At 71.0% G+C, this 25,309-nt stretch carries 21 protein-coding genes; 7 read left to right on the forward strand and 14 right to left on the reverse strand.

Features of this window, described 5'->3' with window-relative positions; all coding sequences use genetic code 11:
* Positions 1-120: 120 nt before the first annotated feature.
* Together ACZ6BB_RS18265 and ACZ6BB_RS18270 are read right to left on the reverse strand one after the other, a co-directional pair.
* A complete protein-coding gene (locus tag ACZ6BB_RS18265) occupies positions 121-933 on the reverse strand; it encodes a BRO family protein (RefSeq protein ID WP_471616181.1) in 813 nt (270 codons plus the stop codon).
* A 316-nt stretch (positions 934-1,249) separates the two neighbouring features.
* On the reverse strand, positions 1,250-3,472 hold the full coding sequence (locus ACZ6BB_RS18270; RefSeq protein WP_471616182.1) for a SpoIIE family protein phosphatase: 2,223 nt from the start codon (positions 3,470-3,472) through the stop codon (positions 1,250-1,252).
* Between the two features lie 347 nt (positions 3,473-3,819).
* Here ACZ6BB_RS18270 and aspS point away from each other — a divergent pair, with 347 nt between their 5' ends.
* From aspS to ACZ6BB_RS18285, 3 genes are all read left to right on the forward strand, one after another.
* Positions 3,820-5,583, forward strand: a complete 1,764-nt coding sequence (gene aspS, locus ACZ6BB_RS18275; RefSeq protein WP_471616183.1) for an aspartate--tRNA ligase — start codon at positions 3,820-3,822, stop codon at positions 5,581-5,583.
* Between the two features lie 395 nt (positions 5,584-5,978).
* Positions 5,979-6,977, forward strand: a complete 999-nt coding sequence (locus ACZ6BB_RS18280) for an intradiol ring-cleavage dioxygenase (protein WP_471616588.1) — start codon at positions 5,979-5,981, stop codon at positions 6,975-6,977.
* Positions 6,978-7,237: 260 nt separating this feature from the next.
* A complete protein-coding gene (locus tag ACZ6BB_RS18285; protein WP_471616184.1) occupies positions 7,238-7,642 on the forward strand; it encodes a hypothetical protein in 405 nt (134 codons plus the stop codon).
* A 53-nt stretch (positions 7,643-7,695) separates the two neighbouring features.
* Here ACZ6BB_RS18285 and ACZ6BB_RS18290 read toward each other — a convergent pair whose 3' ends face one another.
* The 3 genes from ACZ6BB_RS18290 to ACZ6BB_RS18300 form a co-directional block, all read right to left on the reverse strand.
* Entirely contained in the window at positions 7,696-8,403 is a 708-nt protein-coding gene (locus ACZ6BB_RS18290) for a hypothetical protein (RefSeq protein ID WP_471616185.1), read from the reverse strand.
* A 109-nt stretch (positions 8,404-8,512) separates the two neighbouring features.
* Positions 8,513-8,857, reverse strand: a complete 345-nt coding sequence (locus ACZ6BB_RS18295) for a CAP domain-containing protein (RefSeq protein ID WP_471616186.1) — start codon at positions 8,855-8,857, stop codon at positions 8,513-8,515.
* A 241-nt stretch (positions 8,858-9,098) separates the two neighbouring features.
* Positions 9,099-9,371 (reverse strand): hypothetical protein, encoded by a 273-nt coding sequence (locus ACZ6BB_RS18300; protein WP_471616187.1) that lies wholly within the window; start codon positions 9,369-9,371, stop codon positions 9,099-9,101.
* Between the two features lie 33 nt (positions 9,372-9,404).
* Between ACZ6BB_RS18300 and ACZ6BB_RS18305 the strand changes: the two genes are divergently transcribed.
* Positions 9,405-9,653 (forward strand): hypothetical protein, encoded by a 249-nt coding sequence (locus ACZ6BB_RS18305; protein ID WP_471616188.1) that lies wholly within the window; start codon positions 9,405-9,407, stop codon positions 9,651-9,653.
* 66 nt (positions 9,654-9,719) lie between these two features.
* Here the strand turns inward: ACZ6BB_RS18305 and ACZ6BB_RS18310 are convergent, their stop codons facing one another.
* Positions 9,720-10,619, reverse strand: a complete 900-nt coding sequence (locus ACZ6BB_RS18310; RefSeq protein WP_471616189.1) for a hypothetical protein — start codon at positions 10,617-10,619, stop codon at positions 9,720-9,722.
* A 114-nt stretch (positions 10,620-10,733) separates the two neighbouring features.
* Complete coding sequence (locus ACZ6BB_RS18315) at positions 10,734-11,597, reverse strand: CAP domain-containing protein (RefSeq protein ID WP_471616190.1); 864 nt, start codon at positions 11,595-11,597, stop codon at positions 10,734-10,736.
* Between the two features lie 610 nt (positions 11,598-12,207).
* Between ACZ6BB_RS18315 and ACZ6BB_RS18320 the strand changes: the two genes are divergently transcribed.
* Both ACZ6BB_RS18320 and ACZ6BB_RS18325 read left to right on the forward strand, forming a co-directional pair.
* Positions 12,208-12,561 (forward strand): cupin domain-containing protein, encoded by a 354-nt coding sequence (locus tag ACZ6BB_RS18320; protein ID WP_471616191.1) that lies wholly within the window; start codon positions 12,208-12,210, stop codon positions 12,559-12,561.
* 200 nt (positions 12,562-12,761) lie between these two features.
* Entirely contained in the window at positions 12,762-14,129 is a 1,368-nt protein-coding gene (locus tag ACZ6BB_RS18325; RefSeq protein WP_471616192.1) for a pectate lyase family protein, read from the forward strand.
* Between the two features lie 149 nt (positions 14,130-14,278).
* Here ACZ6BB_RS18325 and ACZ6BB_RS18330 read toward each other — a convergent pair whose 3' ends face one another.
* The 3 genes from ACZ6BB_RS18330 to ACZ6BB_RS18340 form a co-directional block, all read right to left on the reverse strand.
* The gene (locus ACZ6BB_RS18330; RefSeq protein WP_471616193.1) at positions 14,279-14,644 is read right to left on the reverse strand and encodes a PH domain-containing protein; all 366 of its coding nucleotides are present in this window, start codon (positions 14,642-14,644) and stop codon (positions 14,279-14,281) included.
* 58 nt (positions 14,645-14,702) lie between these two features.
* Positions 14,703-16,433, reverse strand: a complete 1,731-nt coding sequence (gene metG / locus ACZ6BB_RS18335; RefSeq protein WP_471616194.1) for a methionine--tRNA ligase — start codon at positions 16,431-16,433, stop codon at positions 14,703-14,705.
* 123 nt (positions 16,434-16,556) lie between these two features.
* The gene (locus ACZ6BB_RS18340) at positions 16,557-18,671 is read right to left on the reverse strand and encodes a VWA domain-containing protein (RefSeq protein ID WP_471616195.1); all 2,115 of its coding nucleotides are present in this window, start codon (positions 18,669-18,671) and stop codon (positions 16,557-16,559) included.
* A gap of 250 nt (positions 18,672-18,921) precedes the next feature.
* Here ACZ6BB_RS18340 and ACZ6BB_RS18345 point away from each other — a divergent pair, with 250 nt between their 5' ends.
* Positions 18,922-21,003 (forward strand): PhoX family protein, encoded by a 2,082-nt coding sequence (locus tag ACZ6BB_RS18345; RefSeq protein WP_471616196.1) that lies wholly within the window; start codon positions 18,922-18,924, stop codon positions 21,001-21,003.
* Between the two features lie 79 nt (positions 21,004-21,082).
* Here the strand turns inward: ACZ6BB_RS18345 and ACZ6BB_RS18350 are convergent, their stop codons facing one another.
* From ACZ6BB_RS18350 to ACZ6BB_RS18365, 4 genes are all read right to left on the reverse strand, one after another.
* Positions 21,083-21,301 (reverse strand): hypothetical protein, encoded by a 219-nt coding sequence (locus ACZ6BB_RS18350; RefSeq protein ID WP_471616197.1) that lies wholly within the window; start codon positions 21,299-21,301, stop codon positions 21,083-21,085.
* Positions 21,302-21,450: 149 nt separating this feature from the next.
* On the reverse strand, positions 21,451-23,412 hold the full coding sequence (locus ACZ6BB_RS18355; RefSeq protein ID WP_471616198.1) for an FUSC family protein: 1,962 nt from the start codon (positions 23,410-23,412) through the stop codon (positions 21,451-21,453).
* 58 nt (positions 23,413-23,470) lie between these two features.
* Positions 23,471-24,544 (reverse strand): endonuclease/exonuclease/phosphatase family protein, encoded by a 1,074-nt coding sequence (locus ACZ6BB_RS18360; RefSeq protein WP_471616199.1) that lies wholly within the window; start codon positions 24,542-24,544, stop codon positions 23,471-23,473.
* Positions 24,545-24,816: 272 nt separating this feature from the next.
* Positions 24,817-25,272, reverse strand: a complete 456-nt coding sequence (locus ACZ6BB_RS18365; RefSeq protein ID WP_471616200.1) for a DUF7144 family membrane protein — start codon at positions 25,270-25,272, stop codon at positions 24,817-24,819.
* Positions 25,273-25,309: the final 37 nt, after the last annotated feature.

The raw sequence follows: 25,309 nt of genomic DNA on the forward strand, positions 1-25,309 counted from the left end.
TTCGGCGGCGGCGGGCGGGTGAGAACCGATACCGTGAGGCCAGGCCCGAAGCCGCAACTTCGTATTGCGGCTTCGGGCCTGCCTCATGAGGGCTCTGTCACGGCGTCACGGCGTCATGGCTCACGCCAGGACGTAGACCGGCGCACCGCCCGGAGTGCAGCCCGTCTGCCGGACGCATCCCCGCTTGACGAGCATCCTGAGACAGTCGTTGACCCGTTCCTGGGACAGCCCGGTACGGGAGGAGATCTCCTCCAGGCGGTAGCGCGCCTCACCGCGTACCAGCGCCGGGGCGAGGTAGGCCGCCACCGCGTGGATGTCCTCGGTGACCATGAGGTTCTTCGCCTTCCAGGCGGCGAGGAGGTCCTGCGGGGTCGACTCCGGTTCCGGCTCCTCGGACAGGTGGGGGTGAGGACGGTTGCCGAGGTGCCTGAGGGAGACGGCGATGTCCTGCAGCGCGTCCGCCATGACGCTCTGGCTGCGGTTGATCTGGCGGAGCAGAACGTTCCCCTCCTCCTGGAACGCCATCAGCATCTCGTCCGCCCGGATGTTCCGTTCTTCGAGCCGGACGATGGCGTCCGCCACCTGCTGGGGCATCGCGTAGGCCGTGCCGCCGGTGGGGGCGGGTTGTACGGGGGCGGGCTTCAGGGCGTAGGAGCCGTCGCGCTGGATGGTGGCGATGACCTCGCAGACCCAGTTCTTGAACGGTGCGCACTCGGGTTTGTGGCACCCGTTGACAAGGCTGACCAGCCCCTTGAGGTTCACCATCTTCATCGACTTCTTGAGTCCGTGACCTGCGATCTTGCACGAAGCGTCTGTTCCGTAGACGCTTCGTGCAAGATCGCCCAGGATTGATTGACCGTCCGCTGCAACATGTGCGATGAGTGCCTGGCGGGTGTTCGTGCAGCCAAGATCCGTGGCCAGATCCGCTGCCACGAACCAGTGCTCGCCGCCCGGGGTGGTAAGCCTGCGGAGCCGTGCCCCCCGTCGCCGCGAACACGAAGTCGTTGATGTCGATCGCGTCCTGGTGCTGCGCCGCCGGATCGTCCGGCGGTGTGTTGTTCTGCTCGTCCATCGAGCATCTCCTCCGCACCGGAAGCTAGGCAGCGGGGGGTGTGACGGGTGTCCGTAGCAAGGATGTTCACCCAAATCGGGTACAGATGCATCGATTCTGTGGCGAAAGGGGCTTCGGTACGAGGTGTCGCCGGTGTCGCCGATCGCGTCCGGGGCGTCTGCCCGGTCACGTGCGGCGCTAGTCCGGTGGTGTCGTTTCGTGTAGTTCGAACCAGGTGCTCTTGCCGTCGCCGCGGGGGTCCACGCCCCAGGCGTCCGCGAGCAGGTCCATGAGGACGAGGCCGCGGCCGGAGGAGGCGAGTTCGCCGGGGTGGCGTTTGTGGGGGAGGGCGTCGCTGGTGTCGGTGACCTCGACGCGTATCCGGCGCTTGCCGCCGTCGCCGGTCACCTCGGCGACGAGGAGGGCGTCGGCGTCCGTGTGGACGAGGACGTTGGTGAGCGTCTCGGAGACGAGGAGGACCGCGGAGTCGACCTGGTCGCGGCAGTTCCAGTCGTGGAGCAGTTCGCGTACCTGCTGGCGGGCGCCGGCGATGCGTTCGGGCTCCGCCTGGGCGACGGTGAGTGCGGTGCGTCGTACGGGCGGGCGTACGGCGTCGTCGTCGCGGTCGTGCCCCTCGCTCTTGCGGTACAGCAGCAGCATCGCTATATCGTCCTCCCGCCGGTCGGCGAGCGGGCCGGGCGTGTGGTGCGAGGAGGGGCCGTGCACGCCTTGCACCAGTGCGTCCGCCAGTGCCTCCAGCCGGCCCGGCGCCAGACCGGCCGGCCCCGGGCCGGTGGTGGCTAGGACGGCGGTCTTCGCCCCCTCGCCCTGCGGCTCCTCGGCGGTTCCGTCCCCGGGCGGGGCAGGGTCGAAGGATTCCAGGATGGTGCGGATACGGCGCCAGCCCGTGTCGAGGTCGTGGCCGCCCGTCTCGATGAGGCCGTCGGTGCACAGGAGCATGGTCTCGCCGGGTTCGAGGACGAGCCGGGTCGTGGGGTAGTCGGCGTCGGGGTCGATGCCGAGGGGGAGGCCGCCCGGGGTCGGGCGGACCAGGACCGTGCCGTCGGCCATGCGGACCACCGGGTCGGGGTGCCCGGCGCGGGCGATGTCGAGCACGCAGGACGCCGGGTCGACCTCGACGTAGAGGCAGGTCGCGAAGCGCAGGTCGGCGAAGTGGGCGGCGGAGTCGTTGGTGACGCCGTGCAGGAAGCGGGAAGCGCGGGAGAGGACGGCGTCCGGGGGGTGTCCCTCGGAGGCGTAGGCGCGCAGGGCGATACGGAGCTGGCCCATGAGCCCGGCGGCGCGTACGTCATGGCCCTGGACGTCGCCGATGACCAGGGCGAAGCGGCCGCTCGGCAGGGCGATCATGTCGTACCAGTCGCCGCCGACCTGGAGCCCGCCGCCGGTCGGGACGTACCGCGCGGCGACGCTCATGCCCGGTATCTCCGGGCCCAGCGTCGGGAGCATCGTCCGCTGGAGGCCGTCGGTCAGCTCGCGTTCGGTCTCGGCGGCCCCGGCGCGGGAGAGCGCCTGGGCGAGCATGCGGGCGACGGTGGTCAGCACCGATCGTTCGTCGGGGGTGAAGGTGACGGGGTGGGTGAAGCCCGCCATCCACGCGCCCATCGTGCGCCCGGCGACGGTCAGCGGCAGGAACGCCCACGACTGCCGGGCGAACTGTTCGGCGAGCGGCCAGGCCGTGGGGTAGCGCGCCTTGTAGTCCTCGGGGGAGGAGAGATAGACGGCGCGGCCGGTGCGGGCCACCTCGGCGGCCGGGTAGTCCGTCTCCAGCGGCATATGGGTGAAGGGGCCCTCGGCGCCCTGGCTGTGACCGTGGTGGCCGATGACGGTGAGACGGTCGGCCTCCACTCCGAAGACGGCGAGCCCGTCCGGGGAGAATCCCGGCATCGCCAGGCCCGCCGCGACCCGCAGCACCTCGTGCGTGGACCGCGCCTCGGCCAGCGCGCGCCCGGCGTCCAGCAGGAAGGCCTCGCGCGAGCGCCGCCAGTCGCCGGTGACGGACGGCGCGCGGACGGCGGTCGCCGGCGAGGGTTCGGTGACCTCCTGGATGGTGCCGATCAGCTCGAAGGACCTGCGCACCGGGTCGAAGGTCGGCTTGGAGCGGCTGCGGACCGTGCGGAGCACCCGGCCGCGTTCGTCCATGATCCGGATCCGTACCTCGGCGAGGGTGCCCTCGGCGACGGCGAGCTGCACGACCGACACGATCTCGTTCCAGTCGACGGGGTGCAGACGTGATCGCGCCCCGGCCTGGGTGAGGGTCGTCGGCTCCGCGGCCAGCCCCAGGAGCCGGGCGGCCTCGGCGTCCAACGTGACGGTTTCGGCAGCGCTGTCCCAGGTCCACAGTCCCGTCGCGAGGGCGGACAGGACGTCCCCCACAGTGGGCGGGGGCTCACCAGTGCGCATTGACCCACTCTAAGAACAGCTGATCGGACCGTGCCACCGGCGCTGTACGGGTACCGATCGGGACCGGAGGCATGACAAGTGACCACGACCGGCGGCGACGGAGGTGACGGCAATCGACGCTAGCGACAGTAACCGCTTGCGGTCCTGCCCATGGCTATGACCGTGCGTATCCGGTCAGGGTTGAGCCCCTCGTGCGAGAGGCTCCCGTCCGTCAGCGGTAAATGGTGGGGAGGTGATCTCGGGGTGCCCGGTACCCTTGGGTTTGTTTCACGTGAAACATCGGCCGTGAGACACCGGCCGTGAGACACCCGCCAGATCCCCGATCAGCGAAGGCTGGATGAACGACGATGCATCGGTACAGGTCCCACACCTGCGGCGAGCTCCGCGCCTCTGACGTCGGCACCGACGTCCGGCTGAGCGGCTGGCTGCACAATCGGCGCGACCTGGGCGGCATCCTCTTCATCGATCTCCGCGATCACTACGGCATCACGCAGTTGGTGGCCCGTCCGGGCACTCCGGCCTACGAGGCGCTGGACAAGATCTCCAAGGAGTCGACCGTCCGCGTCGACGGCAAGGTCGTCTCGCGCGGCTCCGAGAACGTCAACCCGGACCTGCCCACCGGCGAGATCGAGGTCGAGGTCGGCGAGGTCGAGCTGCTCGGCGCGGCCGCCCCGCTCCCCTTCACGATCAACGCCGAGGACGGGGTCAACGAGGAGCGGCGCCTGGAGTACCGCTTCCTCGACCTGCGCCGCGAGCGCATGCACCGCAACATCATGCTGCGTACGGCCGTGATCAGCGCCATCCGTCACAAGATGACGGCCCTCGGCTTCAACGAGATGGCGACGCCGATCCTGTCCGCCACCTCCCCCGAGGGCGCCCGCGACTTCGTCGTGCCGTCGCGCCTCAACCCGGGCAGGTTCTACGCCCTCCCCCAGGCCCCGCAGCAGTTCAAGCAGCTGCTGATGATCTCGGGCTTCGACCGGTACTTCCAGATCGCGCCCTGCTTCCGTGACGAGGACGCGCGCGCGGACCGTTCGCCGGGCGAGTTCTACCAGCTCGACGTGGAGATGTCCTTCGTCGAGCAGGAGGACGTGTTCCAGCCCATCGAGAAGCTCATGACCGAGCTGTTCGAGGAGTTCGGCAACGGCCGGCACGTCACCTCGCCCTTCCCGCGCATCCCGTTCCGCGAGGCGATGCTGAAGTACGGCTCCGACAAGCCGGACCTGCGGGCCCAGCTGGAACTGGTGGACATCACCGACGTCTTCGAGGGCTCGGAGTTCAAGGCGTTCGCCGGCAAGCACGTGCGCGCGCTCGCCGTGCCGGACGTCTCCGCCCAGCCCCGCAAGTTCTTCGACCAGCTCGGCGAGTACGCGATCGAGCAGGGTGCCAAGGGTCTGGCCTGGGTCCGGGTCGCCGAGGACGGTTCGCTGTCCGGCCCGATCGCCAAGTTCCTCACCGAGGACAACGTCGCCGAGCTGACCAAGCGGCTCTCCCTGGCCGCCGGTCACGCCGTGTTCTTCGGCGCGGGCGAGTTCGAGGAAGTCTCGAAGATCATGGGCGCGGTGCGGGTCGAGGCCGCCAAGCGCGCCGGGCACTTCGAGGAGGGCGTCTTCCGATTCTGCTGGATCGTCGACTTCCCGATGTACGAGAAGGACGAGGAGACCGGGAAGATCGACTTCTCGCACAACCCGTTCTCGATGCCGCAGGGCGGTCTGGAGGCCCTGGAGACCCAGGACCCGCTGGACATCCTTGGCTGGCAGTACGACATCGTCTGCAACGGCGTCGAGCTGTCCTCCGGCGCGATCCGGAACCACGAGCCCGACATCATGCTGAAGGCCTTCGAGATCGCGGGCTACGACCGTGAGACCGTCGAGGAGCAGTTCGCGGGCATGCTGCGCGCGTTCCGCTTCGGCGCCCCGCCGCACGGTGGCATCGCGCCCGGCGTCGACCGCATCGTCATGCTCCTCGCGGACGAGCCCAACATCCGCGAGACCATCGCCTTCCCGCTCAACGGCAACGCCCAGGACCTGATGATGGGCGCGCCGACGGAGCTGGAGGAAGCGCGGCTGCGCGAGCTGCACCTGTCGGTGCGCAAGCCCCAGCCGAAGTAGGGCCTGCCTTTTCACCAGGCTTTCCGTGCAGGGGCCGGAAATCGTTCGTCGATTTCCGGCCCCTTTCGCATGCGCGCGGGGAAAAACCGGTGGAACTGTCCGGTGCGACGCGCCGCCCGGTCGGACCGGCGGCCATCCGCTGCCGCCTCGGCCTCGGTGCTGGCCTTGACCTTCGCCTTTACCTCGGCGTCGGGTTCGGTGTCGCCCGCCGGGACCACGGAGTACGCGGCAGGCGAGCCGACCGGATTCCTCGCCGGAAAACGGAGGGAAGCGGCCGGAAAGAGATGGCGATTTCGAGCCTCTTCTCTTTCCGAAGTGGAATCCGCACGGGAATGCGAGGTGAACCACAGGCCATTCCCAAGGCGTTGACACCCTGCCTCCCTGCTTTCCTGGCCCTGACGGGAAACCAGACCGGAAACGAGAAGGCACAAGGGCGGAAGCACAAGCGGGACCTGACGCGCCGCAGGGTCGTCGTGGCGGGCGCGGGCGCCGTGGCCGCCGTGGGCGTGGGCGGAGCGGTCGTCGCGACCGCGAGCGCGGGCACGAACGGCGGGGCAGGCAAGAAGCCCCTCGCCACCGCGAGCGCGAGCGCCGGCGAGGAGTGCTACCAGCTCACCTCGGAGACCACCGAAGGCCCGTACTACATCGACGCGGACAAGCTCCGCCGTGACATCACCGAGGACAAGGAGGGTATCCCCCTCACCCTCCGGCTCAAGGTGATCGACGCCGAGACCTGCAGGCCGGTCCGCAACGCGGCCTTCGACATCTGGCACTGTGACGCGCTCGGTCTCTACTCGGGCTATGAGAGCTTCTCCGAGGGCGGTGGCACCCCGCCGACCGACGCCCCCTCGGGCACCCCCACGGACGTGCCGACGGGTGAGCCGCCGGCCGGTGGCGGCGGAAGCGGCGGTGGCGGTCACGAGGAACCCACCAGTGACACCCGCTATCTGCGCGGCACCTGGAAGACCGACAGACAGGGCCTCGTCACCTTCGAGACGATCTTCCCGGGCTGGTACCGGGGCCGCTGTGTGCACATCCACACGAAGGTGCACGTCGACGGCGAGTGGACGGACGCCGGTTACGAGGGCGGCACCACCTGCCACACCGGCCAGTTCTTCTTCGCCGAGGCGGCCGTGCTCGCCTCCGCCGAGGTCGAGCCGTACTCGATGTCCACGACCGAGCGCACGACCCTCGACGACGACACGATCTACGACGGCAGCGGCGTCCAGGGCGGTCTGCTCACGCTGAAGTACCGGAAGAAGAACGACATCGCCCGCGGTGTCGTCGGCTCCATCACGGTCGGTGTCGACCCCGAGGCCGCGAACACCGGCACGGGCGACTCCGTCCAGCCCGGCGCCTCGGAAACGGCGTCGGAGGCCGCCTCGGCGAGCTGACCCGGCCGGCGTACGGCCCGGGCCCGGAACCCTCCTGTGGGTTCCGGGCCCTCGGCGTGCGCCCGCGCCGGGCCGGGTACCCGCTGGGGAGGTCATCAGATGACGCACAGGTTTCCCGACGGATGAGCACAGCGGGAGGGGGTGTGATGGGACGTACAGGGTGAGGGAACCCGTACACCCCGTACACCCACTTAAGGGACGTACCGGCTGTAGGGAACGCGGGGGGCGTACGGGACGAGACGTGGGAGCTGGAGGAGGCCATGAAACCGGTCGTGCTGGTGGCGGTGTTGCTGGTCGTGGGGGCGGTGGTCGCGATCGTCGCCCGGCGGCGGTCCGTCGACGACCCCCGCCCGGCGTCCGGCCTGGACGCGGAGGCCGACGCCAACCGCTGGGTCGTACGGCTGGGCGGCAGCCTGGCCGGCATCGACGTACGCGCCCAGGCCGGGGCGGGCGGGGCCGCGGCCGAGTCCCTGACCGACGCCACCGAACGCCTGCGCACCGCCCGCGCCCAGCTCGCCCGGGCCCGCACGCCCGACGAGTACGCGCGGGTCTCGCGCACGGCGCTCGACGGGCTGCGTCATGTGTCGGCGGCCCGTGCGGCGCTGGGCATGGAGACGGGCCAGGCACCGGCTCCCGCGAACAGGTCGGTCATCGCCGCCCCGTGACCCTCCGGACGGCCGCCGGACCGGACCGCCTCGGGCGACGTGGCGTCGTCCGCTCACTCGGGCTCCTCCTCCGGTGGGGATGCCAGGGCCTCCTCTTCCAGGAGGCGTTCGGCGATGTCGTCGGCCCAGGTCTGGGCCCAGCGGCGGAGACCCAGGACGGCCTCGGCGTCCAGACCGTGGCGAGCGAATTCCCGGTCGTCGAGCCACTCGGTGCCCTCCAGGCGGGACTGGAGGTCGGTGAGGTCGAAGGTGCTGGACGTGGCGGAGGTGTGGCGCCGGGCCAGTTCCTCCAGCTCGGTGACGGTCCGGTGCGCGGTGGCCGCGTGCACGGCGATCAGATCGCGGGCGGCGCCCCGGTCGGCCACGGCCCGGACCTTGGCGCCGACCACGTCCTCCAGGGAGAGCGTCGGGCCCCACGCCGTGCGGACCGGCGGGTGCCAGAGGGTTTCCTTCAGCAGGTCGAGGGTGCGTTCCTCCGCCGTGGTGGGATCGGCGACGAGGAGGCGGGCGGAGAGCGGGGCCGTCTCCACCGCGTGCGCCGCCCAGCCGCGTTCCGTCAGGCCCGCCCGGACCGCCGCGGCGATCTCCGCCATCGGGGCCGCGTGCTCCGTCGCCACCTCCAGGTCCCGGCCGGGCGGCCGCGCCTCGACGAGCCCGTGCGCCTGCGCCGCGTGATCGCCGGTGAGGGCGAGGGCGTACGGGGCACCGATCTCCAGCACGTCGTCCAGGAGGTGGCGGAGCCCGTCGGGGACGCCGTTCACGGGCGTGTCCCGAAGACGGCGGGACTCTGCGGTGCCGGGGCTCTGCGGTGCCGGGGTGGGGCCATGCAGGAATTATCACGGCCCCGCCGGCCGGGCCGGTCGGTACGGCTCAGTACGGCCGGCGGCCCAGCCAGTTCCCCGGCGGGTCGAAGTTGGCCACCACGAAGGTCCAGCCGTTCCCGCACCTGGCCCTGGCCGCGCCGACCCGTGTCGAGGTGCGCCGGACCAACTGGGTGTAGTGCAGGCACTCCCGGTCGTTCACGCAGGCGTTGGAGGGGCTGTCGTAGTCGTCCCGCTCGTCCAGCCAGAGGCGGGCCGCGTCCGCGAGGGAGTAGCGCGGGTTCGACCCCTTCGCCAGGTTCTCGCCGTACCGGCTGTTCGAGTGGATGTGGTCCGCCGCCGTCGGCGCCGCTTCAAGCTGCGGATCCGGACGTACCTGGCCTCCGGACAGCATTTCCTGGAGGTCGAGACGCGGGGCCCGCGCGGCACCAGGACATCACCGGCTCCGAGGAGGGCCTGGAGGGCAGGGACATCCTGGTCCGGGGCGGCACCTCGCACGTCGCCTCCGCCGACGACGGCGTCAACGCGTCGGGCAGCGAGGCGACTTCAGGGGACGACGCGCACGGCGGCCGGGGCGGCGGTCCAGTCGGTGGCGGTGGCGGTGGCGGTGGCGGTGGCGGCGAGAGCGTCGGCGACTACTCCGCCGAGATCACCGGCGGCACCCTGATCCTCGACCCCCAGGGCGACGGCTTCGACTCCAACGGCACCGCCGAGATCACCGGCGGCACGATCGTCGTCAACGGCCCCGAGGCGGGCGGCAACGGAGCGCTCGACGTCAACGGCAGCTTCACCGTCGACGGGGGCACGCTCCTCGCCTCCGGCAGCGCGGGCATGGTCGTCACCCCGGACGAGGAGTCGGACCAGGGCTGGCTGTCGGCGGCCCTGGACGCGTCGGTCGAGGCGGGCACGACCTGCACATCGTCGACGCGGACGGGAAGGTCGTGGCGTCGTACGTCATCTCGAAGACCATCCAGAACGTCGTCTGCTCCGGCGCCGGCATCAAGACCGGCGAGGAGTGCACCGTCCATCCCGGCGGCACGGCCTCCGGCACCGACACCGGTGGCCTCGCCGGCTCCGGCAGGCTCGGCTCGGCTCGGCTCGGCTCGGCGAAGAAGGTCGCCACGGTCACGGCGGGCGAGGCACCCGAGGGCGGCTTCGGGGGACCCGGCGAGGGAGGCGGCCGAGGCTAGCGGGAAGCCCCGGCAGTCCGTGCGGGCCGGGGCGGCTTCACACGGGGCGCTCTCGTCGGCGCCGGTTCATCGTTCGCCCGAGGTCTCCGCGGCACGGTCGGGGAACAAGTCCTCAGCGCGCTCGACCGTACCCGCCCGGTCGAGCCAGGCACTGACGAGGGTGAGGTCGGTGCATGTGGTGATGCGTTCACGGACGTCCTCGGTGACGGGAATGCCGCGTACCTCCAGAACGCGCAGGACCCCCTTGGCCTCGCCCTTGGCCTCGCCCTCCAGGTAAGCCGTCTCGCGGACCGTTCCACGACCGGGAAAGTAGCTGACGAAGCTCATGATGTCCCTCCACTTTTCTCCGGCGGGGGTACCCCGCAGGTTGATTTCCAGGAACTCGTAGAAATAGTCGACTGCCTTCCCGTCCGTCGCCTGCAAGGCGCGGCCCATCGCGTCCAGTATGTCGTTGATCTGGGTGCTTCGGGCGTGCGTCAGAGCGGAGAAGGCGGCCATGGCGAGGTTGTTCGCCGCGGTCCTCGCCTCAGTGATCACCGGAAGGTTGTCCGGTCCGACCACCATGGGGTGGGTGCGCTGTGTGATCCAGCCCTGTGCGCCGCAGTCGAAGGGTCCGGACGCCCACGCGGCGGTGCGCCGGTCCTGGCAGACGACGAGCAGGAGCACGGGCAGCCGGTACTTGGACTGGATGTAGGAGACGTAGTACGGCCAGCTCATCTCCTTGCCGGGCTTCCGCTCGCCCTGAACCTCGACGGCGAGCATGAAGTCCTCCCCGTCGGACGGGCCGATGCGCAGCACGGTGTCCACGCGCCGTTCCAGAGGCTTGGTCTCCGTCACGTCGGTGGTGAGCGCGTCCACGGTCGCCTTCTCGGGAAAGGGGAGGCCGAGCACCTGGAAGACGGGTGCGAGGATCTCCGGCCTCTCCTGGAAGATGCGATGCAGTCCCTCATGGGCTGATGTGACCATGAGGGGAGGCTATGGAGCGTTCAGGTGCGGTCTGGGGTGACTTGGGAGTGGATCACTCTTTCGAGTAGCGACGAAACGTTCACGCCGTCATGTGTTCAGCCCGGCGGGGCGTCGTCACGCGGGAGTGCCGAAGTTCTGGGTCCAGTAGTTGCCCGGGCCCGCCAGGCCGATGCCTATCTCCTTGAAGCCGCAGTTGAGGATGTTGGCCTTGTGGCCGGGGCTGTTCATCCAGCCGTCCATGACGCTGTCGGCGGTGCCGTACCCGGCGGCGACGTTCTCGCCCGCCGAGCGGTACGCGTACCCGACACGGCCGAGGCGGTCGGTCATGGAGGAGCCGTCGGAACCGGTGTGGGACATGTTCGTGTGGTCGGCCATGTCCTGGCTGTGGTTCTGCGCGGCCTTGGTGAGCTTCGCGTCCACGGTCACCGGAGAGCAACCCGCCTTCGCGCGCTCGGCGTTGACCAGTTCCAGGACGCGGCTCGTGGGACCGGAGTCCGCGTTGGTCCGGGCGGGGGCGGGAGTGCTCCTGGCCTTCGCGGGGGTCGGGGTGTTCGCGGGCCTGGTCGGCTCGTCGGCGGTGTCCGCCGTCGGCTTCTCGGCGGGCCGGTCGGCCTTCTTCGAGGGGGACGCGCTCGGCGTGGGGCTGGAGCGGCGCTTGCTCGGGGTGCGGGACGGGGTGGGGGAGGCCGGGGCGTCCGCGACGGAGGTCCGCTCCTGCTCGGAGGGCGTGCTCGACGGTGTGGGGTCGGGCGCGGGGTCCGGCTTCTGCCCGCCCCACCAGGAGGCGGCCGTGTCGCGCCAGCCGCCGGGCCCGTCACCGCTCGCGACGAGGGTGGTGGCGCCCACGGCGCCCACGGCCACCACGACCGCCGCGGCGATGACGGCCCTGCGGCGTCTCCCACCCGGGCGCCTCGCCTTCGAGGCGTTCCGGGCCTTCGAGGTCTTCGGGGCGCCCTTCTTGCGGCGGTGACTGCTCATGCATGGCCTCACAGACTGGTCCGACTTCGGTCCGACGGCGTCGCGACCTCGGCGGCCGTGGCCGTGGCCCTGGCGAGCCCGGTCATTATGGGGAGCGTCGAGTGCACCGGGCAACGAACGTGTGTGCTACCGAAGGTGAGGGTCCGGTGACGCTTCGCAGGCGTCCCGGTGCCGGTGAAGCGTGCTCTCGGCGCACGCGCCCCGGCGCCAACACCCGCCCGGGACCAGGTAGAAGGCCGGTCGGCACCGACGGCCGGAGTCCGCGCCGCAGATCTCGGCCACCGGTTCGATTCAGCACCCTGTGACCGAAATAGCCGATAGATACAAGGAAGAGCGCGGTTGTCGCCCTGGAAAAGCGGGGCGTTCGATTCCATCGGGGCGCAATTCGGTCGTGACGCATGTCACCCCGATTCGAGAGGTGTGCGGGACGGCCGCAGACTGGAAGTGGCGGGGCTCCCGAGAGAGCGGATCCTCGTACGAAGATTCCCGAGGCCCCGCGGTGGATCGGCCATGGATCGGCCGTAGGTCGACCACGGACGGGGATCGGTCGTTGGCCGGCCGCGGACGGGGATCGGCCGTTGGCCGGCCATGGACCGGCCGTGGAGGAATCATGACGGCAGTCACGCGGGCACAAGCCCCGGTCGAGATCGAGGGCGACGGCCTCGAAGTGCGTATCCAGGAGCTGGGCGGCGGCATGAGCGTCGCGTTCCTCAAGCTCCCTCAGGGCATCGACATGACCCCGGCCCTCAAGGGCCTCCCCGACGACCTGTGCCAGTGCCCTCACTGGGGCTTCGTCGTCCGTGGCCGGTTGCGGATGCGCACCAAGGAGGGCGAGGACTTCTACGAGGCGGGACAGGCCTACTACTGGTCCCCCGGACACTCGCCGGAGGCCCTGGAGGACGTCGAACTGGTGGAGTTCTCGCCGACGAAGGAGTTCCGGGAGGTGCTGGACCACATCAAGTGACCGGCGCTCGCCTGCCGGTGCTCGGTGACCGGCACTCGCTCGTACCGCGGGGACCGCCCTCAAGTGGCCATCGGGAAAGTTCAGTTCGGCGGCAACCTATCCGCGGGCCGTGACCACCCATGAGTCGGAACCCCCTTCTCGGGGGCTCCACGCGAACCACGTGTTCCCCCGAACCACGTACGTTACGTAAGGACTCATCCGTGGCCTCTGCCTCCCTGCGCCCGTCCCACCGCCGGTCCCTCCGCAGGCGCCGGACCCTCGTGGTCTCCGCCGCCGCCGTGGCCGCCGCGGTCGGCGCCGGCGTCCTCGTGATGAACGCCAGCGCCGGCCCCACCGACCTGTACCACCAGGTGCTGCCCGCCAAGGACGGCTGGGCGGCGTCCGGCGCGGGTACGACCGGCGGTGCGAAGGCGGACGCGGCGCACACCTTCACGGTGTCCACGCGGGCGGAACTGGTGAAGGCGCTGGGCTCCGGGACCGACACCACCCCCCGGATCATCAAGATCAAGGGCACGATCGACGCCAACACCAGTGACTCCGGCAAGAAGGTGACCTGCGCGGACTACGCCTCCGGCACGGGCTACTCGCTCTCCGCCTACCTGAAGGCGTTCGACCCGTCGGCCTACGGCAAGAAGGCGCCGAAGGGCGCGCAGGAGACCGCGCGTACGGCCGCCGCGACCAAGCAGAAGAAGAACATCGTCTTCAAGGTGCCCGCGAACACCACCCTCGTGGGCGTCCCCGGCACCAAGGCGGGCATCCTCGGCGGCAGTCTGACGGTCCAGAACGTCAAGAACGTCATCATCCGCAACCTCACCTTCGCGGACACCCAGGACTGCTTCCCGGCCTGGGACCCGACCGACGGCTCGTCGGGCGAGTGGAACTCCAACTACGACTCGGTCACCCTGCGCGGCGCGACCAACGTCTGGGCGGACCACAACACGTTCACGGACGCGCCGACCTTCGACAAGACGGAGGCGACGTACTACGGCCGCAAGTACCAGGTCCATGACGGTGCGTTGGACATCACCAACGGCTCGGACCTGGTGACCGTCGAGCGCAACCAGTTCCTCAACCACGACAAGACGATGCTGATCGGCTCCAGCGACACCGACTCCACCGGCAAGCTGCGCGTGACGATCCACCACAACGTGTGGAAGGGCATCGTGCAGCGGGCGCCCCTGGCCCGCATCGGCCGGATCCACCTCTACAACAACGTGTACGACACCACCACGGTCAACGGCTACGCCCCCAAGTACAGCCTCGACTCCCGTGCCGAGGCCCAGGTCGTCGCCGAGCGCAACGTGTGGAGGATCCCCGCCGACGCGAAGGTCGCCAAGCTGCTGAGCGGCGACGGCACGGGTTCGGTCGCCGGCACCGGCAACACCGTCAACGGCAAGGCCACCGACCTCGTCGCCGCGTACAACACCGCGAACTCGTCGAAGAAGCTCAGGACCACGGTCAACTGGACCCCGGCCCTCACCGCCGGCCTCCAGACCACGGTCACGGACCTGCTGACCGACCTGACGGGTACGGCCACATCGGCCACGGGCGCCGGCGTTCTGTCCTAGTCCGGACCCGAAAGACTCCTGGCTGGGGGCGCCACCCGAGGCCAGGAAGGTGTCCCGGACCCGATCAGGAAGGGGTCCGGGACACGCGCAGAGGGGCCCGAGGGGCGAGCACGCCCCCCCGGGCCCCGTGGGCGCCACGTCAGGGACGGCTAGCGGGCCACGAACTGCGTGAGGATCGCCTGGACCTCGTAGATGTCCACCCCCTTGGTGAACGTCTTCTCGATCGGTTCATGAGTGCCGGACAGCCAGATCTTCAGCTCGGCGTCGAGGTCGAAGTGCCCGGCCGTCTCGACCGCGAAGTGCGTGATGCTGCGGTACGGGACGGAGTGGTACTCCACCTTCTTGCCGGTGATGCCCTGCTTGTCGATCAGGATGAGCCGACGGTCGGTGAACAGCATGGTGTCGCGGATCAGCAGGAACGCGGCGTGCACCTGCTCCCCACGGCCCAGCAGCCTCGCGTAGTCCTGCTGGGCCTTGCCGGTGTCCACGGTGTGCGCGTTTCCGAACAGTGCCATGCACGGGGAGACGCGCACCCGGACGTACGGGTTGCCTCCGCACCTGCCGGCGCGGGAGTCACACGGGGGCGCCGCCGAAGCGCTCCTTGTACGTCTCCAGGTCCTCGTCGGTGAGCTTCGCGAAGAGGACCGGGGGGACGGTGAAGGGCGTACCGGCGGGGACGAGGTCGAGGGCCTTGGCCTCCTCCGCCGTCACCCAGGCCGCCGTGTCGTCCTTCAGGGCGAAGGCGGCGCGCATGGCGGCCGAGGACGCCGGGATGAAGGGTTCGGAGACCACCGAGTAGAGGTGGATGAGGTTCATGGCGGTGCGCAGGGTGAGGGCCGCGGCGTCCTGGTCGGTCTTGATCTCCAGCCAGGGGGCCTTCTCCTCCAGGTAGGAGTTGCCCGCCGACCACAGGGCACGCAGCGCGGCCGCCGCCTTGCGGAACTGCAGGGCCTCCATCTGCGCCTCGTACTCGGCGAGCAGACGGGCGATCTCCTCGCCGAGCTTCGCCTCCGGCTCGCCGGCCGCCGCGCCCGCGGGCACCTCGTCGCCGAAGCGCTTGCGGGAGAAGGACAGGACACGGTTGACGAAGTTGCCGAGGGTGTCGGCGAGGTCCTTGTTGACCGTGGCGGTGAAGTGCTCCCAGGTGAAGGAGGAGTCGTCCGACTCGGGGGCGTTGGCGATGAGGAAGTAGCGCCAGTAGTCGGCCGGGAGGATCTCCAGCGCCTGGTCGGTGAAGACGCCGCGCTTCTGCGAGGTGGAGAACTTGCCGCCGTAGTACGTCAGCCAGTTGAAGGCCTTGACGTAGTCGACCTTCTTCCACGGCTCGCGGATGCCCAGCTCGGTGGCCGGGAACATCACCGTGTGGAACGGGACGTTGTCCTTCGCCATGAACTGCGTGTACCGGACGGGGTGGTCGCCGCCGTCGGCCTCGTACCACCAGGACTTCCAGTCGCGGTTCTCGCCGTCCGGGGCGGCGTCCGACCACTCCTTCGTCGCGCCGATGTACTCGATCGGGGCGTCGAACCAGACGTAGAAGACCTTGCCCTCCGCCGCCAGCTCCGGCCAGGTGTCGGCCGGCACCGGGACGCCCCAGTCCAGGTCACGGGTGATGGCGCGGTCGTGCAGGCCCTCGTTCAGCCACTTGCGGGCGATGGAGGACGACAGGTGCGGCCACTCCTCCTCGTGGGCCGCCACCCAGGTCTCGACCTCGTGCTGCAGCTTGGACTGCAGGAGGAAGAGGTGCTTGGTCTCGCGGACCTCCAGGTCGGTGGAGCCGGAGATGGCGCTGCGCGGGTCGATCAGGTCGGTCGGGTCCAGGACGCGGGTGCAGTTCTCGCACTGGTCGCCGCGGGCCTTGTCGTAGCCGCAGTGCGGGCAGGTGCCCTCGACGTAGCGGTCCGGGAGGAAGCGGCCGTCGGCGGGCGAGTACACCTGGCGGATGGCCCGCTCCTCGATGAACCCGTTCTCCTTCAGGCGGCGGGCGAAGTGCTGGGTGATCTCGACGTTCTGCGGGGAGGAACTCCGGCCGAAGTAGTCGAAGGCGAGCGCGAAGCCGTCGTAGACGGCCTTCTGCGCGTCGTGCGCCTGGGCGCAGAACTCGTCGACCGGGAGGCCCCGCTCCTTCGCGGCCAGCTCGGCGGGGGTGCCGTGCTCGTCCGTCGCGCAGATGTACAGGACGTCGTGGCCGCGCTGGCGGAGGTACCGGGAGTACACGTCCGCCGGGAGCATGGACCCCACCATGTTGCCCAGGTGCTTGATCCCGTTGATGTACGGAAGGGCGCTGGTGATGAGGTGTCGAGCCATCGGGGGATGCTCCCAGGTCGGTCGTTTTCGTGAGTCTTGAAATCCTAGCCGACATGGGTGTGCCGCCCGCCTCCCGTTTTGACGGGTGGGAAGCGGGCGGCACGGGGTGGTGCGGGCGTGGTGCTACGGGCGCCAGGTGGCCAGGATGCCCTCGTAGACCTCGGCGTCCGTCAGTTCGCGCGGGCTCTCGCCGGCCAGGAAGTGGGACGTCGTGGCCGTCTTCAGCTTGCGGAGGTAGTCGAAGGCCTTGTTCTCCGGGTCGCCGAACGCGACGAACGCGAAGTGGACGCCGGGGTGGTTCTCGGCCGCGTCCGCGAGCGCCTGGTTCGCCGGGGTCTTGGCGTCCGGGGCGCCGTCGGTCTGGAAGACGACGAGGGCGGGGGTGCCGGCCGCCGCCTTGCTGTGCTGGGCGAGGACCTCCTCGACGGCCACGTGGTAGCTGGTACGGCCCATGCGGCCGAGGCCGGCGTGCAGGTCGTCGACCTTGTTCTCGAACGCGTCGAGGGTCAGCTCGCCGGTGCCGTCCAGCTCCGTGGAGAAGAAGACGACCGGGACCGTGGTCTTCTCGGGGTCGAGGTGGGCGGCGAGGGCGAGGGTCTGCTCGCCGAGGGCCTGGGCGGAGCCGTCCTTGTAGTAGCCGCGCATCGACGCGGACCGGTCCAGCACGAGGTACACCTTGGCGCGGACGTCGGTGAGGTCCCGCTTGGCGAGTACGACCCCGGCGGCGTCGTACGCGGTGCGCAGCCCGGCCGGCACGGGGTCGGCTCCGCCCGGGGTGGCCGTCGACACGGCCTCGGCTTCGCCTTCGGCCTCGTCCGTTCTCCCACCCGCACCACTCGTGCGGCTTTCGTCGTCGGCCGCGGGCGCCACCTGCGGGGCGACCTCGCCGTCGGCGACCGCGGGGTCGTGGGCGGCTTCATCGGCCACGACGACGAGATCCGCGGCTTCGGAAGGTCCGGCGGCGACCGGTTCGGCGGCCTCGGGCTCGGGGGTGACGACCGGTTCGGCGGCGACCGGTTCGGCGGCGACCGGTTCGGCGGTGGCCTGCGGCTCCGGGGTGGATGCTTCGGGTTCGGGGGTCACGGCCGGTTCGGAAGCGGCTTCCGGCTCGGGGGCGACGGCCGGTTCCGGGGTGGCTTCCGGCTCGGTGGCAGCCACCGGTTCCGGGGAGACCTCGGGCTCAGGGGCGCTCTCGGGCTCCGGCGCGGCCTCGGCGGCAGCCTTCGGCTCTTCGGCGGCTGCTTCTTCGGCGGCTTCTTCGGCCTCTTCGGCCGCAGAGGTCGACGGCTCCGGCTCGGCCGGCGCCTCGTCCTCGGACTCGGTGACGGACGCGGGCGCCGCCTCCACGGCGGGCTCATCGACAGCTGCCTCGGCGGCAGTGGGCTCGGCCTCGGCGGCGGGCTCCGGCTCGGCTTCCTCCGCCGCCACCGGCTCGACATCCGCAGCGGCCTCGGGCTCCACCTCGGAGGTCGGGGCCACGGGCTCGGCGTCCGCCTTCGCCTCCGGGGCGGTGTCCACCGCCGCGGGCTCGGCCTCGGCGACCGGCTCGGGCACCACTTCGGTGACCGGCTCGGACGCGGCTTCGGCGACCGGCTCGGCGGGCTCCTCGTCGGCGGCGCTCTTCACGTCGTCGGCCTCAGCCGACACCTCACGCTCGGACTCAGGCTCGGCGGCAGGGGCGGCTTCGGCGACCGGCTCGGGTTCGGGCTCGGGCTCGGGCTCGACGATCTCCGGCTCGGCGGCGGCAACCGGCTTCGGCTCGGCCTTGTCGGCTGCAGCCTCCACCTCGGCCTCGGCGCCAGCGGCGGCCTCGGCGGCAGGGGCGGCCTCGGCGGCAGGGGCGGGCTCGGCCTCCACGACCGGCGCGGTCTCGGCCACCGACGTCGTCGCCGTCGCCTCGGCCTTCGGCGTGGCCTCAACCGCGGCGTCCGTCTCCGCAACCGCGGCAGGCGTCTCCGGCTCCGGCGTTCTCTCGGCCGGCTCGCTGTCCCGCGGCTTCGGGACCGTCACGTTGTCGAAGGCCGCGGAGACGAGGTCGTCGACCACGGAAGAGGTCGCGGGCTCGGTCGCCGGGGCCGGGACCCTCGGCTCGGCGGCCGGCTGCGTCGCGGCCCCCTCGGCCGCCGCCGCGGAGGTGTCCTCCGGGACGGAATCCCGCTCCGCCTCCTGCGAAGGAACCGTGTCGCGCCCCTTGCGTGAGCGGCTGAACGCATTCCGCAGGAGAGAGAGAATGCCCATGTGCGCAACCCTTCGGGTGAGTTGAAGCCGTCAATCCCTGGCCAGGACGGACACGTAAGGTTAGCGGCCAGGCGTGGTGATCTTGGGGTGGGGCGGGGGCTTTCACTATCTCCGCCACCCCGCGCTGTCAACACCGCCTGAACCGCCGCAGGTTCACCCCTTGTTCACCTCGCGTCCCCGCGCTCGCACGCACGCCCCCCTAGCGTCGCGCTCACACCAGGAATGTACAAAGAGCATCGAGGAGCGCGCTGTGCGCAAGCTGCTGCCCATGATCGGCTCGCATCCCGGCGGCCGTTCCGCCCTGACCTGCCGGTTCCGCTGTGGGGACGCCTGCTTCCACGAGGTACCGAACACCAGTGCCAATGCCTACGTCGGTGACGTCATCGCGAGCGCCCTCAGCCGCCGCTCGGTGATGAGGGCCGCCGCCGTCGTCTCCGTCGCCGGCGCGGCCGGTACGGCCGTCACGCTGGGTTCCGCCGCGCCGGCCGCCGCGGCCACGACGGCGGAGTCCGCCGAGTCCGCCAGGACCGCGGCGGCCCAGAGCAAGAACAGGGCCGCCCGCGGCCTGCGGTTCACCGCCGTCGAGCCGAACACCGCCGACACCGTGACCGTCCCCGAGGGGTACAGGCAGAACGTCGTCATCCGCTGGGGCGAGCCGATCCTGCGCGGCGCTCCCGCCTTCGACCCCGAGAACCAGACGGCCAAGGCCCAGGCCGGGCAGTTCGGCTACAACAACGACTTCCTCGCGCTGCTCCCGCTCCAGGGCGAGCGTGACCGCAAGCTGCTCGTCGCGAACCACGAGTACACCGACGAGATCCTGATGTTCCGCGGCTACGACGCCGCCAACCCGACCCGGAACCAGGTCGAGGTCGCCTGGGCGGCCCACGGTCTGTCCGCCGTCGTGGTCGAGGAGGACCGGCGCACCGGCCGGCTCACCGCCGTGCCCCGGCACCAGCTCAACCGGCGCGTCACCGCCACCACCGAGTTCCGGCTGACCGGCCCCGCCGCCGGGTCCGCCCTGCTGAAGACCTCCGCCGACCCGACCGGCACCAAGGTCCTCGGCACGCTCAACAACTGCTCCGGCGGCACCACCCCCTGGGGCACCACGCTGCACGGCGAGGAGAACTTCAACCAGTACTTCGCCAACAGCAGCCGTACGACCGACAAGCGGTACGGCATCGGCACCGGCGCCAGCGAGCGCAAGTGGGAGCGGTTCGACAAGCGGTTCGACGTCGCCCAGGAGCCGAACGAGGTGCACCGCTTCGGGTACGTCGTCGAGTTCGACCCGTACGACCCGTCCTCCACCCCGCGCAAGCACACCGCGCTCGGGCGCTTCAAGCACGAGGCCGCCACCATCCGGCTGACCTCGGACGGGCGTCCGGTCGTGTACTCCGGCGACGACGAGCGCTTCGACTACTTCTACAAGTTCGTCGGCAGCAAGCGGATGAAGAAGGGGTCGAGCCGTTCCGTCCGCGAGCACAACCTCTCCCTGCTGGACGAGGGCACGCTCTATGTCGCCAAGCTGACCGGCGACTCCCCGGCGATCGAGATCGACGGCACGGGCAAGCTGCCTGCGGACGGTGAGTTCGACGGCGCCGGCGAGTGGATCCCGCTGGCCACCGCCACCGCCGAGGGCGCCGTCTCGCACGTGGACGGGATGACCGCCGACGAGGTCTTCGTCTTCACCCGGCTCGCGGGTGACAAGGTCGGCGCCACGAAGATGGACCGTCCCGAGGACATCGAGCCCAACCCTGTCACCGGCAAGGTCTACGTCGCCCTCACCAACAACACCAACCGCGGTGTCGGCTCCAACGCCAAGGCGGACGAGGCCAACCCGCGCAGCGCCAACAAGCACGGCCAGGTCCTCGAACTCACCGAGCACCGCAACCGGCCGGAGAGCACGAAGTTCGGCTGGCTGCTGTTCCTCGTCGCGGGCGACCCCGAGGACCCGGCGACCTACTTCGCCGGCTTCCCGAAGGAGCACGTCAGCCCGATATCCTGCCCGGACAACGTCGCCTTCGACCCGCACGGCAACCTGTGGATCTCCACCGACGGCTCGCAGCTCGGGTCGCACGACGGTCTGTTCGGTGTGGCCACCCGCGGCAAGCGGCGCGGTGAGCTGAAGCAGTTCCTCACGGTTCCGAGCGGCGCCGAGACCTGCGGCCCGATCATCCAGGACCGCCGCGTCCTGGTCGCCGTCCAGCACCCGGGCGAGATCGACGGAGCCACCGTCGAGAAGCCGAAGAGCACCTGGCCCGACGGGCCCGGCACCTACGTCCGCCCGGCGGTCGTCGCGGTGTGGCGCGCGGACGGCAGCGACATCGGCGTCTGATCCCTTACGCACACATGCGAATGCGGGCCGCCCTCCTGTCGGGGAGGACGGCCCGCACGTCGTCGGGCTGCCGCGCGGTTCAGGGGGCCAGGCAGCTGACGCCCGGGAGGCCCGCCGGGTCGACGAGGGCGGCCGGGTCGGCGAGTACGGCGGCCGGATCGACCAGCTCCGTCACGCCGGCCGGGGTCTCGGCGACACAGGTAACGGTGGTGACCGGGTCCGGGATCGCCACGGCGGCGGGGGCCGCGGCGCCGGCGAGGGCGAGGGTTCCGAGCAGGACGGTCGCGGTGCGACGCATGAAAAATCCCCTTATAGGTAGGGCGGTTGAACAGGATTGATCATGTCTGCTTTTCGGCTGCGAATTCGCCCTCCGTCACCCGTGCGGGGCTGACGTAACGATTCGGCGCCCTGCGCCGGGTTGACCCGGGGAGGCGGGAGATCCGGGGGTCACCGGGGCGTGGTGATCGCCCGCGCCGCCGCCACCTCCTGGCGCAGCGGCTCCAGCACGCTCCCGGGCGGTCCGCTGAGGTCGGAGCGCACCTCGTAGAGGTTCTCCGTCCTGCGCAGCCCGTCCGACAGCTCCCGCAGCTGCAGCGCGACCTGGTCGACCTCGGCGGTGGACGGCGGCTCCGCGCCCTGCTTGATCCTGACCCGCGCGGCCGTCGTCGCGTCGGCGATCCGTTCGACCGCCACGACCAGCGGCCACCAGGCGGCGGCCCGTCGGCCGATGGGCGGCGGTTCGGTCAGGGCCCGCTGGAACTCCGTACGGACGGCGGACAGGTCCCGGTAGAGACGGCGGCGCATCCGGATCCGGTCGGCGGGGGCGGCCGCGCCCCGGCCGAAGGTCTGCTCGACGTAGGCGGCCGTGTCGGCGACGGCGTCCGCGAGCCGGGCGCCGACCCGGGCGTGCCAGCTCTCCGGCCAGAGCAGATAGCCGGCGAGCAGGGCGATCGCGCAGCCCATGAGGGAGTCGACGAGACGCGGCACCAGCAGGCCGGTTCCCTGATGGTTGAGGATGTCGGACAGGAGCAGGATCACGGGGGTGATGGCGGCCGTCTGATAGCCGTAGCCCCGGGGGGTGAACACCGGGATGAGCGGCGCGAGCAGCAGCATCACGGGCACGTCCCACCAGCCGCGCGGCACCTCCGCGAGGATCCCGGCCGCGACCACGAGCCCCACGACCGTGCCGAGCGCCCGCAGCAGCGCCCGCGAGAACACCGATCCGAAGTCCGGCTTCAGGACGAACGTGATGGTCAGCGCCACCCAGTACGAGCGCGGCACGGGCACGAGCGACACCAGGGCCTGCGCGATGCCGATGCACAGGGCGAGCCGCAGGCCGTAGCGCCAGGAGGCGCCGGAGAGGGCGACGTTGCGGGCGACCCGGGCGGCGCGCACGCCCAGCGGGGCGGGGCCCCCGGACCGGTCGCCGGCCTTCCGCAGCGCGTCCGGCGACTTCTCGGTGACGACGTCGGCGGCGTGCCGCAGCGCCTGGTCGACCGCCCGCCCGATCTCGCTCCGGGGCTCCGGCAGCCGCAGGCCCAGCGGCCCCGAGTACCCCGTCTCGACGGCCTCCGCGAGATGCCGTACGGCCACCGGGATCTCGGCGGGCAGCGGTCTGCCGGACAGCCGGACCGCGGGGGCGGCCTCCACCAGCGGGGTGATGGCGTTCAGCTGGGCCAGCAGCCGCACCAGTTCGGGGCTGCGGCCGTGGTGGCGGGCGCGGCGGGCGAGGACCAGGTCGTAGGACTGGTTGAGGGACTGGGTGACGATGTGCCGGGCCGCGTCGTAGGCGTCCGCGTGGCCGGCGGGATCGTCCGTGGTCGTGGTCGCGAGCAGGTCGGCGACCTTGCGGAAGGTGTCCGCGACGGAGTCCCGTTCCGGAACTCCCGCCCTGAGGGGCCAGGCGAGCAGGGCCAGGGCGAGGACCAGCAGGCCGCCGCCGGTCATCAGGACCGGGGCGAGCCACCACTGCCCGGGCATGGGCAGGCCCGCGCCCACCACCGAGTTGAGGAGCAGGAGCAGCCCCGACACGGAGGCCACGGCGCCGATCGACGAGATCATCCCGGAGACGAGCGCGGCCAGGGTGAGGGCTCCGACGGTGACCCAGCCCTGCCCGTACACCAGCGAGCCGAGCGTGATGCCGACGGCGGCGAAAAGCTGCGGGATCGCGATGTTGATCAGCCGCATCCGGTACGCCGCCGCCGTGTCGCTGATGACCCCCGACAGGGCGCCCATGGAGGCGAGCGCGCCGTACTCGGGCCGGCCGGCGGCGAGGCCGAGCGCCAGCGGCAGCGTCAGCGCGATCGCCGCGCGGGCGACGGCCGGCCGGTTGACCGGGGTCGGCTGCGGCTGGAGGTTCCGCACGAGCCAGTCGGGCGGGGCGAGGCCGATGGGGAACGTGCGGGACATGCGCCCATTATGACGGGGCGATTCCGGGGGTTCCGGGGGGCGTTTGTGGCCCTTTGGCTCACCCGCGCCGGTGCAGGGCGAGGTCCACGGTGACGGCGTCGTGGTCGGTGCCGGACAGCGTGAGGAAGCGGATCTCGCGTGCGGAGAAGTCCTCGCGGGAGACCAGGACGTGGTCGATCTGGGAGCCGAACCTCGGGGTCGTCCGGGCCGGCCAGGTCGGCCTGCGGTCCTGTCCGGTCAGGCGGGCCGCGTCGCTCAGGCCGGTGTCGAGGATGGCGCGGAAGGCCGCGTGGTCCTGGGAGGCGTTGAAGTCGCCGGCCAGGATGGTCGGCGTCCGGGTGTCCTTCGCCGCGTAGGCCCGCAGCGCGTCCAGCTCCCGGCGCCAGGTGTCCAGCGCTCCCGGCAGCGGCGGCATGGGGTGCGCCAGCTGCAGCCGTACGGGCCGGCCCTTGATGTCGGCGATCGCGCCGGGCATGCCCATCGAGCCGGGGACCGGGGCGGCGGACGTCAGGGGGTAGCGGCTGAGGATGACGGAGCCGGTGGAGCCGTAGCCCTCGATGGACTGGCGGTGCGGGTACTCGACGGGCTTCTTCTTCGCCCCGCCGGTGCCGCCGTTCCGGTCGTCGAGGTAGCCGAAGGTGTCGCGGAGGGTGGCCGAGCAGGTGAGTTCGCACTCCTCGACGAAGACGATGTCGGGGCGGTCGCGGCGTACGGCCTTGACCAGGGCGTCGGTGCCCCGGCCGAACTGCACGTTCGACGTCATCACGCGTACCTCGGCGAGCACCGGGCCGGTGGGCTCGGTCGCCTTCGCGTACGGCTCGATGTACCAGGCGAGGGCGGCGAGGACGATGACGCCCCAGGTCAGGCCGGTCCACCAGCGGGCGACGAGCGAGAGGAGCAGGGCGAGGGCGGTGGGGGCGAGGAGCCACGGCAGGAACGCGAGGAGCTGGGGGACCGGGGTGAAGGCGTCCACGTCGACGGTGCGGGAGACGACGACGAGGCTGACGCCGAGGAGGAGCAGGGCGGCTAGGCCGGCCTTGCCGCGGTGCCGCTTGCGCGGGGGCGGGGCGGGTGTGGCTTCCGGCGCCGGGTCCGGCGCGGGGTCCGGCCGCTCGATGGTCGCGCTCTCCACGGGCCGGTGCCTCTCGTTCTTGTTGCGGGGTCCTCTTAAGGACGGGTGGGACGTGGAGAAGGTTGCGTGGTGGGTGCGGGTGGTGGGGCTTCTCGCGCGGTTCCCCGTGCGCCTGAAAGACCAGGCCCTGCGGGCCTGGAGGACCGGACTCGGCGCCGCTTGAAGGCCAAGCCCTGTGCGCACGGAAAAGCACGGGTGCAGCCCGTGCTTTTCCGTGCGTGGGGGAACTGCGCGAGAAGCCCCACCGGACCCGCGGTCCGTCCCGGGTGGGGTCACATGTCGGCGCGGGAGTTCGGGGCTGTGGCCAGGGACCACATCACGAACACCGCGATGCCGATGCAGATGACGGACCAGACGGGGGCGTACGGCAGGAACATGAAGTACTCGATGGCGAACAGGGACGTCAGGGCGATGCCCACCGCGCGGGCCCAGGTGTGGCCCTGGATGACGGCGTAGCCGGTGCCCAGGACGGCGAGGCCGATCACCAGGTGGATCCAGCCCCATGTGGTGAGGCTGAACTCGAAGGCGTAGTTCCCGATGCTGGCGTACACGTCGTCCGTGGCGATCCCCGCGATGCCGTTGAGGATGCTCATGACGCCGATGACCATCATCAGGACACCGGCGAAGACCATCCCGCCGTGGGCCCACTCGGAGCGGGTCTCGCCGTGCCGCGTCGGTGTCTCCTGGGACGTGGTGTTCGAGCGCGGTGCCGTGCTGTGCTGGGCCATGAGGGCCTCCTCCGACAGATGGACAGCTCACCCGAAT

Source organism: Streptomyces sp. NPDC041108, assembly GCF_055592645.1.